10 protein-coding genes are annotated in these 13,728 nt (G+C 35.8%); 8 read left to right on the top strand and 2 right to left on the bottom strand.

Annotation, left to right across the window (positions count from 1 at the left end; genetic code table 11):
• Positions 1 to 16: 16 nt before the first annotated feature.
• A complete protein-coding gene (locus MRBLBA3_RS08480) occupies positions 17 to 1,069 on the bottom strand; it encodes a YheC/YheD family protein (RefSeq protein ID WP_000242808.1) in 1,053 nt (350 codons plus the stop codon).
• Between the two features lie 134 nt (positions 1,070 to 1,203).
• Between MRBLBA3_RS08480 and MRBLBA3_RS08475 the strand changes: the two genes are divergently transcribed.
• The 6 genes from MRBLBA3_RS08475 to MRBLBA3_RS08450 all read left to right on the top strand — a co-directional run bounded on the left by MRBLBA3_RS08475 (position 1,204) and on the right by MRBLBA3_RS08450 (position 7,969).
• Entirely contained in the window at positions 1,204 to 2,340 is a 1,137-nt protein-coding gene (locus tag MRBLBA3_RS08475; RefSeq protein WP_033658275.1) for a DUF445 domain-containing protein, read from the top strand.
• Positions 2,341 to 2,483: 143 nt separating this feature from the next.
• On the top strand, positions 2,484 to 2,840 hold the full coding sequence (locus MRBLBA3_RS08470; protein WP_000164622.1) for a YlbF/YmcA family competence regulator: 357 nt from the start codon (positions 2,484 to 2,486) through the stop codon (positions 2,838 to 2,840).
• Between the two features lie 223 nt (positions 2,841 to 3,063).
• On the top strand, positions 3,064 to 4,752 hold the full coding sequence (gene alsS, locus MRBLBA3_RS08465; RefSeq protein WP_000103525.1) for an acetolactate synthase AlsS: 1,689 nt from the start codon (positions 3,064 to 3,066) through the stop codon (positions 4,750 to 4,752).
• A 17-nt stretch (positions 4,753 to 4,769) separates the two neighbouring features.
• Positions 4,770 to 5,528: an alpha-acetolactate decarboxylase gene (gene alsD, locus MRBLBA3_RS08460; protein ID WP_044738399.1), complete on the top strand. Its 759-nt coding sequence runs from the start codon at positions 4,770 to 4,772 to the stop codon at positions 5,526 to 5,528.
• A 201-nt stretch (positions 5,529 to 5,729) separates the two neighbouring features.
• Complete coding sequence (locus MRBLBA3_RS08455; RefSeq protein WP_098323146.1) at positions 5,730 to 6,809, top strand: tetratricopeptide repeat-containing glycosyltransferase family 2 protein; 1,080 nt, start codon at positions 5,730 to 5,732, stop codon at positions 6,807 to 6,809.
• 50 nt (positions 6,810 to 6,859) lie between these two features.
• Positions 6,860 to 7,969 carry a glycosyltransferase family 2 protein gene (locus MRBLBA3_RS08450; RefSeq protein WP_363380814.1) on the top strand — a complete coding sequence of 370 codons (1,110 nt, stop codon included), beginning with the start codon at positions 6,860 to 6,862 and terminating at the stop codon, positions 7,967 to 7,969.
• 180 nt (positions 7,970 to 8,149) lie between these two features.
• On the opposite strand, the gene MRBLBA3_RS08445 is transcribed toward MRBLBA3_RS08450, so the two are convergent.
• Positions 8,150 to 8,764 (bottom strand): DNA-3-methyladenine glycosylase, encoded by a 615-nt coding sequence (locus tag MRBLBA3_RS08445; protein WP_363380811.1) that lies wholly within the window; start codon positions 8,762 to 8,764, stop codon positions 8,150 to 8,152.
• Between the two features lie 134 nt (positions 8,765 to 8,898).
• Between MRBLBA3_RS08445 and MRBLBA3_RS08440 the strand changes: the two genes are divergently transcribed.
• Both MRBLBA3_RS08440 and MRBLBA3_RS08435 read left to right on the top strand, forming a co-directional pair.
• The gene (locus MRBLBA3_RS08440) at positions 8,899 to 9,768 is read left to right on the top strand and encodes a Cof-type HAD-IIB family hydrolase (RefSeq protein ID WP_363380808.1); all 870 of its coding nucleotides are present in this window, start codon (positions 8,899 to 8,901) and stop codon (positions 9,766 to 9,768) included.
• A 397-nt stretch (positions 9,769 to 10,165) separates the two neighbouring features.
• On the top strand, positions 10,166 to 13,728 hold a 3,563-nt coding region (locus MRBLBA3_RS08435), incomplete at its 3' end, for an MSCRAMM family protein (protein ID WP_363380805.1).

The following is a 13,728-nucleotide window of genomic DNA, read 5'->3' as shown; positions in this document are numbered from 1 at the left end:
GGGTCTCCTCCTTTCGTTATGGTGTAAATCGGCTAAATTTTAATGGACCATGAAAAATTTGTTCAGCCAGTTCGTCGTTGTACCTAGTATAAACTTCGTAAGAAGGCATCGTATTAACGTACATAAGCCAAATGGCACCTTTTTGATCCATAATGGTAGAAAGCTCTAATTCAAATAATGACGAATAGGACTGATCGAGTGTTTTAAACACTTCATTTACAACATCATGCAAAGCATCTTTCAATAATTGAACACCAGTTGAAGAAAGCAAATATTTAATTTTGGAAAATGGATGTAGCATGGAACGCTCTGTTACGGAAAGTAAAAATTGTGCTGGGAATGAAGCTTTTTGTATGAATTGACCGAGCACTACCCAATTCTGTTCTTTATTTTTTTGCATAATAGTTCGAATATGAATCGGATATGATAGTTGATTTGGAGGATGTAACATTGGATGAATCATATAACGGGATGAGTGTATGTTCGATTGGCACCATGATATAAAGTCATCTGTCCGTTTGAATTGAGTAGAAGTACGATGCTGTTCATTTATTGTATCGATATGAAATGTTTTATGTTGGTAAGTGACTCGATATAAATTTTCATTAGAATGTATATTGATTGGTCTTATAATGATATCTCTTGTTTCTAGTAGTAATTTGAAAATTCCTTGTACCGTTCCTTTTTTTATTTTTGGAATGTAAGGGGAAAGACGTTTATTAGTAAGAAAAAGATTGTGTAAATCACTTGGGTTAATAAGTGTGTTATTTAAAAAAGTAGTCGAGGAACGTTTGTGTAATGAATGAATAATCGATTTTGCTTGTTGGAATTCTTTATCTTCTTTGAAATGACAGCGATCATATATGTATGAAGGAATGGGAAAGGTTTGATCTATCCAATTTCCTGTATCTGTATCGTAAATAAGACCAGAAACAAGATCTGTCTTTGAATCAATGCTAAACGGTGTGAATTGAGCAACGACGTTATGATACAGACGAGCTCGCTTAGCGATTTCGGTGTAATACATTTGCTCGTGATGAAATTTAGAAGTTAAAAGACCAAGAACCAACGAAATCACTCCTTTGTTAACAAGATGTTTGCATAATAGGCGAAGCTATATATTGCAAATACATTTTTATACCATTATACTTTTGTCCGTATGACGATATGCTATAGTTTTGTAGAAGTGAAAGGTTGATTATGATGAATATATGGTTGAATATGTTAACAACGACAGGACTCGGGGCGATTATTGGAGGATATACAAATCATTTAGCAATAAAAATGTTATTCCGTCCCCATCGTCCGATTTATGTTGGAAAGTTTCAAGTTCCATTTACGCCAGGGTTAATTCCGAAGCGTCGCGATGAGCTTGCTGTTCAATTAGGGAAAATGGTTGTAGAACATTTGTTAACACCGGAAGGAATCGGAAAGAAATTAACAAATGAAGAGTTTCAAGCCAGTTTAATTCGCTGGGCACAAGTGGAAGTGGATCAAGCAATTACGAATGAACAGTCGTTACGACATATGTTAGAAAAATGGAACTTGGCACATGTAGAAGAAGAGGCTACTCAAAAAATTGAACATGTGATCACAGAAAAAATTCAGGCATTTTTAGCAGAGTACTATACATATACATGGGAACAAGCTTTACCTCATTCTATACATGAAAAAGTAGAGAATGCGATTCCGAATGTATCGGCGTTTATTTTAGATCGAGGAATTCGCTTTTTTGAAAGTGAAGAAGGGAAAGGTCGTCTTTCAAAAATGATTGATGATTTCTTTGCTTCCAGGGGAACGCTACTTAACTTAGTCGGAATGTTTTTAGGGAATGTCAGTTTGGTGGATCGAGTACAGCCAGAAGTCATTAAGTTTTTAGGACAAGATGGCACGAAAAAGCTTTTAACTGATGTACTGCAAAAAGAGTGGGAAAAGTTAAAAGGAAGAGATGTAAAAGAATTAGAAACGTTTGTAGAGAAAGAAATGATTGTGAAATCCATACTGTCAGCAGTTAAAGTAGAGGAAACAGTGAGTAAATTTTTAAATCAGTCTGTGCAGCAAGTATGTGAACCAGTTCGAGAAACAATCATTGAAAAGATCGTCCCAAGTGCAGTAACGAAAGGCTTGAAGTGGGGAACAGAAAATGTAGAGAGCATACTAAAGAATTTACACCTTGCGGAAATTGTCCAACAAGAAGTTTCTACATTTTCAACGGAGAGATTAGAAGACCTAGTTCTGTCTATTACGAAAAACGAATTGAAAATGATTACGTATTTAGGGGCATTATTAGGAGGAATGATTGGACTTGTGCAAGGGGTGTTACTTCTGTTCCTTAGGTAATAAAAGCGAATACATAGAAATAAAAGTGAAATTTCTTCACATCTCTTGCATAGTTTGATATGGTAAGAAGAGGTGCGTATGTAAATGCACTTAAAAGGCAGTGCGAGCGAAAAGCGCTAGCCTTCTAAAGGAGGAAAAATAAAATGACAAAAAACATTCATGATGTTGCATATGAATTACAAAAAACAATCGCTGAAAACGAAGATTTCCAAACTTTAAAAGCAAGCTACGCAGCAGTACAAGGAGATGCAGAGTCAAAGAACTTATTCGATGAGTTCCGTACAATGCAACTTGGCCTACAACAAAAAATGATGCAAGGTCAAGAAATCACTGAAGAAGATAACCAAAAAGCACAAGAAGTTGTAGCTCGCATTCAACAAGATGCTAAAATTACAAAGTTAATGGAAACTGAGCAACGTTTAAACATCGTTATCACTGACGTTAACAAAATTATCATGAAGCCACTTGAAGAATTATATAACGCGCAACAACAAGCGTAATAAGAGAAGACGCTCCTAGTATAGGGGCGTCTTTTTTATTGTAGAAAAATGTAAGGGTTTTCCTTTTGTTTGTCAAAAAACTGTCAAATCCATATCGTTGGAAAAATAATGCATTTGTACTATAATGATAATCGAGATATATTACACCATGTTAATTAATGTGGTGAAGTATATAAGATAAAAATCTTTATTACACACATTATGAAATAAAGGGATGATTAGTTTGAGTACAGGTGTAAAAGCAAACGACGTGAAGACAAAAACAAAAGGAGCAGATCTTGTTGTTGATTGTTTAATTAAACAAGGTGTTACACATGTTTTCGGTATTCCAGGAGCAAAGATTGACTCTGTATTTGATGTACTGCAAGAAAGAGGACCAGAGTTAATTGTTTGTCGTCATGAACAAAACGCAGCATTTATGGCAGCTGCTATTGGTAGATTAACAGGAAAACCGGGTGTGTGTCTTGTAACTTCAGGACCAGGGACATCGAATTTAGCGACAGGTCTTGTTACTGCGAATGCGGAGAGTGATCCCGTTGTTGCTTTAGCTGGTGCGGTTCCACGTACGGATCGATTAAAACGTACGCACCAATCTATGGATAATGCTGCACTATTCGAACCAATCACAAAATATAGCGTAGAAGTAGAGCATCCTGATAATGTGCCAGAAGCGCTATCAAATGCATTCCGAAGTGCGACTTCCACAAATCCAGGAGCTACTTTAGTAAGTCTTCCGCAAGACGTTATGACTGCGGAAACGACTGTAGAGTCTATCGGTGCACTTTCTAAGCCACAGCTTGGAATCGCTCCCACACATGAAATTACATATGTAGTAGAAAAAATAAAATCAGCGAAATTACCAGTTATTTTACTCGGTATGAGAGCGAGCACGAATGCAGTAACGAAAGCGGTTCGTGAATTAATTGCTGATACAGAACTTCCTGTCGTTGAAACATATCAAGCAGCTGGCGCGATTTCACGTGAGTTAGAAGATCATTTCTTCGGCCGCGTTGGATTATTCCGTAACCAACCAGGTGATATTTTACTAGAAGAAGCAGATCTTGTTATTTCAATCGGTTATGACCCAATTGAGTATGATCCGAAATTCTGGAATAAACTTGGAGACAGAACGATTATTCATCTTGATGACCACCAAGCGGATATCGATCATGATTACCAACCAGAGCGTGAATTAATTGGCGATATCGCTTTAACTGTAAATAGCATCGCAGAGAAATTACCAAAGCTTGTATTAAATACGAAATCAGAAGCAGTTTTAGAACGATTACGCTCGAAATTATCAGAGCAAGCAGAAGTTCCAAACCGTGCTTCAGAAGGTGTTACGCATCCACTTCAAGTCATTCGTACACTTCGTTCTTTAATTAGTGACGATACAACCGTTACATGTGACATCGGTTCACATTCTATTTGGATGGCAAGATGTTTCCGTTCTTATGAACCACGTAGACTATTATTTAGTAACGGTATGCAAACGTTAGGTGTTGCACTACCTTGGGCAATTGCCGCTACTTTAGTTGAACCGGGCAAGAAAGTTGTTTCCGTGTCAGGTGATGGTGGTTTCTTATTCTCTTCGATGGAATTAGAAACAGCGGTACGTTTAAATGCGCCTGTTGTCCATCTCGTATGGAGAGACGGTACGTACGATATGGTTGCGTTCCAACAAATGATGAAATACGGCAGAACATCAGCTACAGAATTTGGGGATGTTGATCTTGTGAAATATGCGGAAAGTTTCGGGGCGTTAGGTCTTCGTGTTAATACACCAGATGAATTAGAAGATGTATTGAAAACGGCATTAGAAGCAGACGGTCCTGTCATTATTGATATTCCAATCGATTACCGTGACAACATTAAATTAAGCGAAAAACTATTACCGAACCAATTAAACTAATGGGGGGCATGAGTGAGATGAATGTTGCGCAATTAATTGATATTGATGCAAAAAGAACGAAAACGAGTAATGAAGTATATCAGACATCTACAATGCTTGCGCTATTAGATGGTATATATGATGGTGTTATTAACTTTGAGGAATTGAAAGAACGTGGTGATTTCGGCATCGGTACATTTGATCAATTAGATGGTGAAATGATTGCGTTTGATAATGAGTTTTACCATTTACGTTCAGATGGTTCAGCGGAAAAAGTAGAACCGGAAGAAACAACACCTTTTGCGACTGTAACGTTTTTTGAAAAAGAAATGAGTTATACGGTAGAGCGTCCGATGAATCGTGAAGAAGTTGAAGCGTTATTACATGAATTAATGCCAAGTAAAAATTTATTTTATGCGATTCGAATGGATGGTACGTTCCGTGAAGTGAGAACGAGAACCGTTCCAAGACAAGAAAAACCGTATACGCCGCTCGTTGAAGTGACGAAATCACAACCGATTTTTTCATTTAAAGATACAGAAGGTACACTTGCTGGATTTTGGACACCAGATTACGCGCAAGGTATTGGTGTAGCTGGTTTCCACTTACATTACATTGATGATGAGAGAAATGGTGGCGGACATGTTTTCGATTATGTTGTAGAAAACTGTACGATCCAAATTTGCCAAAAATCTCATATGCATTTAGCACTTCCGGAAACAGCTGATTTTATGGCAGCTGAATTATCGAGAGAAAACTTAGAGAATGATATTGCGACTGCGGAAGGTGCGGAGTAAAAGGAATCGAAATCATGTATTCTCTATATAAGAAACGAAGTCTTGTTCAGGCTTCGTTTTTTTTATTGATGCGCAATCTTCTCGTGAATTCACCCGTACCGCCTCATTATGTTTCATTTGTAAAATGAAAACTCAATTTTGAAGCAAAAGAAATATAAATTTCTCCCCAAACATATACATCAAAAGGGTAGGGGGGATATGATGGGAAACTTGATTACTATTAGTTTATGCATGATTGTAAAAGATGAGGAACAAACTATATCGAAATGTTTAGAATCGGTCAAAAGTGTTGTGGATGAAATTATTATTGTAGATACAGGTTCCACAGATGCTACAAAAGAAATTGTGAAGAAGTATGATGCGAAAGTTTATGATTTTCAATGGATTGAAGATTTTTCAGCGGCACGAAATTTTGCATTTTCTAAAGCTACAAAAGAATATATTCTTTGGCTAGACGCAGATGACATAATAGATACGGAAGATATAAAGAAATTTCTACAGTTAAAAAATACGTTAGATCGTAGTACGGATGCAGTATCTATGAAATATTATTTAACTTTTGATATAGAAGGAAATCCAACACATTCTTTAAGGCGATATCGATTAGTCAAAAGAAGTAGAAATTTTCAATGGCATGGATTTGTTCATGAATATTTAGAGGTGTATGGAAATCTTATAAATAGTGATGTAGGGGTAAGTCATAAAAAAATAAAAGCATATACTAATCGTAATTTAAAAATATACGAAAAACATCTTGAGAGTGGAAAAGAATTTAGTCCCCGTGATGTGTACTATTATGCAAATGAATGTAGGGATCACAGATTATTTGATAAGGCTGTTAAGGGGTATTCTAAATTTTTAGATGATGAAAAGGGTTGGGTTGAAGATAATATTCAAGCTTGTTTAAAAAGAGCCGAATGTTATTTAGAATTGGGGGACTTAAAAAAATCTATACAGTCTTGTTTGCAATCATTTACGTATGACACGCCTAGAGGAGAACTTTGTTGCCACTTAGGACGTGTATTTTTGCAACAAGGGGAATATTCTAAAGCGATATATTGGTACCATGCAGCAATTGACGGGCCACGACCAAAGGATTCTCCGTTTGTCCGAGAAGAATGTCATACATGGTTGCCGCATATTCAACTATGTATTTGTTATGATCGAATAAAAGAATATGAAAAGGCAATTTATCATAACGAACAAGCTGCGCAGTTCATACCTAATAATCCAAGCATTGAATATAATAGAAAATATTTTGATAGTTTATCAAAAAAATAGTATTTAATAATACTAGATGATCATTTTGGCTGTTGAGAGGAGTTTGATTCATGCTCACAAGTATAATTATATTGACTCATAATCAATTACAATATACAAAAGAATGCATCCAAAGTATTAGAACTTATACAGTGGAACAAGAGTATGAGTTAATAGTTGTGGACAATGCGTCAACAGATGGTACTGTAGAATGGTTACAAAAACAATCGGATATTATGCTAGTGGAAAATGCGGAGAATATGGGTTTTCCAAAGGGATGCAATCAGGGGATTAAAGAGGCAAAAGGTGATAATATTCTATTATTAAATAATGATGTGGTCGTAACTGAAAATTGGCTAAGCAACTTAATTCGGTGTTTATATGAAAGTAAGGATACTGGAGCGGTAGGGCCCGTAACTAATAATGCCGCTTACTATACCGCTATACCAACCTTTTATAAAGATATTGAAGGAATGCAGAAGTTTGCAACTTTATATAATCAAAGTGATAAAGATAAATGGGAAGAACGTATGAAATTAATTGGATTCTGTATGCTGATAAAAAAATCAGTGTTAGATGAAGTTGGATTATTAGATGAACGATTTACACCGGGGAATTATGAAGATGATGATTTGTCACTAAGGATGTTTGAAAAAGGATATAAATTGTATTTATGTAAAGATACATTTATTCATCACTACGGAAGTGTATCGTGGAGAGAAGACAGTGTTAACTTTTCCGTAGTTTTACATGCAAATAATATAAAATTGTATGAAAAATGGGGGTTTTATGGTGAAAGTTTATACATTCATTATGATTTACTAGCGATTTTAGAGCGATTTGCGCCTGATCAAGTAAATATTCTTCATATAGGAGCTGGATGTGGTGCCACTTTATTAAAAATAAAAGGGTGTTATCAGGCAGTTTCTTTATTCGGAGCAGAAAGTAATGAAAAAGCGGCAGCTCTTGCAAATAGGATAGCTCCTACAATTTCTGCTGCGTATGACAAGTTACATGAGGTATTTACAGATGAAAAATTTCAGTACATCCTACTATCACATCCCATTGAGCCAGCGAAATTACCGCATGTCATACAATCTATGTCACAACTTTTAACGCCAACAGGAACTTTCATTATGTCGAAATTCAATTTGGATAATTATTATGCATTAAAAAAATAATGCTTTTAAGATTTTCTCTGTGGAGATGAACTGTATTTGGCAATGTTGGAGGAACAACGGTTTCTTTTATAGAAACAAAACCGAAATCCGAGCCCGGATTTCGGCTTTTCGACGTGTGATGAATTATGAAAAAAAGAGCTATCCTATAAGTTGGTTTCACTTACTTATAGGATAGCTTCTTTACTTTGAAACAAACGGATGCTTTTCATAATAAAACCGCCATGGGTAGTGAATGGCTTCTTCTGCGTAATCAATATTAATACGAGGGCCAGCTATTATGTTATGTGTGGATGATAAATGTTCTTCTTCCGGAACTAAATCAATATGCAATGTATCACTTTGTAATGATACCCCGCGTTCTTCTAAAGTGATTCCGAGTGCGCGGCATAGTTTTCCAGGTCCATTTGTTAAGTTTTTATACTGCTTATTCGTAATATCGGTTTTGTCGTAGCGCGCTAGTTTCATGTCTTCGATTCCGTCTATAGGCTCAAGAGCACGAATGAGAATTCCTTGCGGGGTGCCGACTGGTGCTGTAATTACGTTAAAACAATGATACATACCATAAATAAGATATACGTAAGCATGTCCGGGTGCACCGAACATTACTTCTGTTCGATCTGTTCGTCTGCCACCGTAACTATGTGCGGCCTTATCATCTGGACCTTTGTATGCTTCTACTTCTACAATAATTCCGCTTCGTTTTATTCCATCCGCAATATGAACAAGTTTATGTCCGAGTAACTTCTTTGCGACTTCTAACGTATCGCCTTCATAAAAAGAAGGTGGTGCCTGCATTGTACTATCTCCTTTGCTGGTTGTATATGTATATAGTAAACCAAATTTTGAGTAGTAATTCTAACTCGTTCTATTTGCTACATTTATTTCATAAATTATGGATAGAGTACAACAGCGAAGAGGGGGAGTGCGACATGATTTATCGCTTACTAGCTCTTAATATAGATGGGACACTACTATACAACAACGGAAAAATCGCAAAAGGGCTACGAGAAACAATTGAATTTGTGAAAAGAAAAGATGTATACGTTACATTATTTACGAGTCGTAATTTTCAATCCGCTCATAAAGTAGCAAAGGCGTTAAAATTAGATTCTATATTAGTGACACACGGTGGTGCTTTCGTTTCAGCAACGCTAGATAAACCGTACATTCAAAAGAGATTATCCGAAGAGAAGACTTTTAATATTGTGCAAGTGTTAGAGCACTTTGATTGTAACGTACGCATTTCTCATGAACGGTTTTCAATCGGAAATCGTGAGAGAAATACACCTAACTTAATTGCGCGTACTGTACTATCAAGCGCAGATCCGTTATTTTATCCAGTTCAATTTGTAGATTCGTTAGGTGATGCGCTTCGTGATCATCCGGTAGCGGCGCCAAAAATTGATGTTGTTTTCCATAGTAAAGGTGAAAAAGAAAGAGGGCTAACTACGCTAAGAAAAGCATTCCAAGATATACAGTATGTTGAGTGTGACCCGAAACGAATAGAAATCTTGCCGCAAAATGTATCAAAGTTACGCGGGTTACAATTACTTGGGGAGCATTTAAATATTCACCTTAGTGAAATGGTTGCGATTGGGGATAGCGTAGAAGATTTAGAGGTAATTGAAAGTGTTGGGCTCGGGGTAGCGATGGGGAACGCTCCTGTAGAATTAAAGCAAGCCGCTGACTGGATTACACGTTCGAATACTGAGAACGGCGTAGAATATATGATTAAAGAGCATTTCCGTAAGCAATTTCCGCTTCCATTTTTAAAGAATCATAAACATACACCGAAATGATGAAAGGAAAACGTAGCTTTTTGGCTACGTTTTTTTGTTGAACTTATTAAAATGAATGAAAGCATTTTAAAATGTGAATTGTGTATGAAGTCTATACAATTCACTTGAATACTCTAGGAAAATGTTGTAAAGTGGATGATGTTGCCAAAGTAGTTACACCACGTGAAATATTCTTCAGATTAATTTTATTGGGCTCCCGTACGTAAAAACATTTCCGCATGATAGTTTAGTTCATGTATTATTTCAAAAATGAATTGTAGTAATTTTATTAATTAGTTGTAGAATTTCTTTGTTTTATTTAAATGGATTATTTTAAGTTAATGTGAGTAAGACTTGGTACATATAAAATGTGCTTCTTTTTGTGGTTTTAAAAAGTTTAAAAGGGGGAATGAATTTCTTGAGGAAATCATTTAATCAAAAAGTAAAGAAAATAAGTAGTAGTTTAATAGTTGTATTACTAGTATGTATGAATTTTTTAATCCATTTACCATTTAAAGCAGAGGCGGCTACAACAGAATTAAAAGGTTTAGGTGACGTATCTTATTACAACGCCATCATTTTTGGAGATCATAGTGCAACAAGTGCGGATATTGAAGGTGCGATGGCTGTTCAAAAAAATATGAATGCATCAAGTTATACAGTCTTAGCGGCTGCAACTGGAGCGAACAACTTAGCTGGAGCAACATGGGTAGATGAAGGATATCCATCGTTATTATTAGGTGGTCAATTTACGAAAGCGGGAGCAGGACAAGTAATTATCCAAGATGGAACAGTGGCGATGACAAAAGACGGTGACCCAGAAGGCGCAATGAAAACATCATATGACCGTATCGCTTATAAAGAGCAAGCGGAGATTGATGCTAAATTTAAAGAATTTAGAAAAGACGTTGATGGCGTAATTGGGGATGCGGGCCAATTACACACTGATAAACCAAAACCGAATATGAGCTTTGGAATTGGTGAGGATGTAAAAAATCCTAATATTTATGTTTCTTCAGGGTTAACAGGAGAGAAAACGTTTGATGTAAAAGATGTTTTTCTTCCGAATGTAGATAACAAGGATTTTATTGTTATTTACTCAGATGCGGAAACAGTTAATTTTGCTAGTGGTGCAATTTTGTATGATACAAGAAATACTGGGATGGCAACAGACTTAATTAATACATCTCAAGCATATGATCCTAATTCATCTTTTACTGAGTTAGCTAGTAAGGTCATTTGGGTGTTCCCTAATGCTACAAAGATAACAACTAAAGGATATGGTGTAGTAGGTAGTGTGTTTGCGCCTAATGCTGTTGTAGAGACAAAAGGTGGTTCTATTAATGGACAAGCCTTTGTTGGAGGATTACACCAAAGAGATGGATTTGAGGTTCATAATTTTAAATTTAACTGGCCGAAGTGGAAAAAGCCGGCAGCTGAAAAAGGAAATTTACAAATTAAAAAAGTTGATGAAAGCGATGAAAACATTGTTTTAAAAGACGCAAAATTTGATGTTATAGACAAAGAGAATAATGTTGTGGCTACTGTTACAACAAACGAAAAGGGTATTGCGGAAGTTAAAGATTTACCACTTGGTGACTATTTTGTAAAAGAAATTAGTGCACCAGAAGGATATATAAAAGTTGATACACCAGTAAAAGTAACAATTGATAATACAAAGGTAATTGAAATTGTTATGAAGAATACGAAAAAAGTAGAGAATGGTCAATTTAAAATATTGAAGAAAGATAGTGAATCTGGTCAACTTCTACCAGGTGCAAAGTTTGATGTTATAGATAAAGATGGGAACGTTGTCGAAACAATTATTACAGATGGTAAAGGTGAAGCTTTATCGAAACAACTTCCAGTTGGAACATATACATTAAAAGAAGTTGAAGCACCAAAAGGTTATGAACTATCATCTAGTTTAGTTCATGTTGATGTAGCTGCTAATAAAACAGTGACTGTAGATGTGTTGAATAAAAAGATCGTTGAAAAAGCTACAGGTCAATTTGAAATCGTAAAAGTAGATGCAAATGATAAAGAGAAACTATTATCCGATGCAGAATTTGAAGTGTACAAAGATGGTAAAAAAGTAGATACGTTACGAACAGATAAAACAGGTAAAGTAATCTCTACGAAATTAGAACCAGGAAAGTACACATTAAAAGAAACGAAAGCACCACAAGGATATAAGTTGTTAAAAGAAGAAATTGAAGTCGTTGTGGAAGCGAACAAAGTAGTACAAGTACAAGTAGAAAACGCAAAAGAGCTAGGAAGCTTACAAGTAGTCAAAAAGGATGCAGAGAGTGGAAAAGTTCTAGCAGGCGCGGAATTTAGACTGAAGAACGAAAGTGGTCAAGTAGTTGGAGAAGCGAAAACAACGAATAAAGATGGTGTAGTCCAATTCGAAAACTTAGTGCCAGGAAAGTACACGTTAGAAGAAACGAAAGCACCAGAAGGCTACAAAGCAGTAGAAGTAACAGTAGAAGTAAACGTTGTAGCGAATGAAGTAGTAAAACAAGAAGTTATGAACGAAAAAGTAACAGGTCAATTTGAAATCGTAAAAGTAGATGCGAATGATAAAACGAAAGTGTTATCAGGTGCAGAATTCGCATTGTATAAAGATGGCAAAAAGGTAGCGGAACTGAAAACAGATGAGAGTGGAAAAGTGATGTCACCGAAATTACCATTAGGTGAATATACAGTGAAAGAAACGAAAGCACCAGAAGGTTACAAGCTTTCTAATAAAGAATGGAAAGTAACAATTCAAAATGAGAACGAAATAGTAAAAGTAGAGGCAGAAAATGAAAAAGTCTTAGGTTCTCTACAAATTATTAAAACGGATGATAAAGATCAAGCGAAACGTTTAGCAGGCGCAGAATTTACATTGAAAGATGTGAAAGGAAATGTTGTAAAAGAAGGAATTACAACAGATGAGTCTGGAACTGTTAAAGTAGACGGACTAGTGCCGGGTGAATATACGTTAGAAGAGACGAAAGCGCCAGAAGGTTATGAGTTAACAAAACAAGTAATTCATGCAACAGTTGATGGTGAAAAAGTTATTGATGTAAAAGTAACGAATAGTAAGAGCCTTGGTCAATTCGAAATCGTAAAAGTAGATGCAAATGATAAAGCGAAAGTATTATCAGACGCAGAATTTGAAGTGTATAAAGATGGTAAAAAAGTAGAGACATTACGAACAGATAAAACAGGTAAAGTAATCTCTAAGAAATTAGAACTAGGAAAATACACATTGAAAGAAACGAAAGCACCACAAGGGTATAAGTTGTTAAAAGAAGAAATTGAAGTCGTTGTGGAAGCGAACAAAGTAGTACAAGTACAAGTAGAAAACGCAAAAGAACTAGGAAGCTTACAAGTAATCAAGAAGGATGCAGAAAGTGGAAAAGTTCTAGCAGGTGCGGAATTTAAGTTAAAGAACGAAGCTGGTCAAGTAGTTGGAGAAGCGAAAACAACAAATAAAGATGGTGTTGTGAAATTCGAAAACGTAGTACCAGGAAAATACACGTTAGAAGAAACGAAAGCGCCAGAAGGTTATAAAGCGCTAGAAGTAACAGTAGAAGTAAACATTGTTGCAAATGAAGTAGCAAAACAAGAAGTATTGAATGAAAAAGTGAAAGAAAAAATTACAGGCCAAGTAGAAATTACAAAGGTAGATGCTAATGATACAGATAAAACATTAGCAGGCGCAGTCTTTGAAATTTTGAAAGACGGAACAAAAATAGACACATTAACAACAGATAAAAATGGTAAAGTAACTTCGAAAGAATTGGAGCCAGGAGATTATATTTTAAAAGAAGTTCAGGCTCCAGAAGGATACACTTTATCTGATAAAGAAATCAGATTTACGATTTCTAATCAAAAAATTGAAGCTATAAAACTTCAAATTACAAATCAAAAAGAGCCAGGTGAAGGAACGGAAACACCAGGTGAAGGAACGGAAACACCAGGTGAAGGAAC

The sequence above is a fragment of the Bacillus sp. LBA3-1-1.1 genome, from assembly GCF_040676495.1.
GTDB lineage: Bacteria > Bacillota > Bacilli > Bacillales > Bacillaceae_G > Bacillus_A > Bacillus_A nitratireducens.
This window is presented reverse-complemented; position numbering and strand designations above follow the sequence as displayed.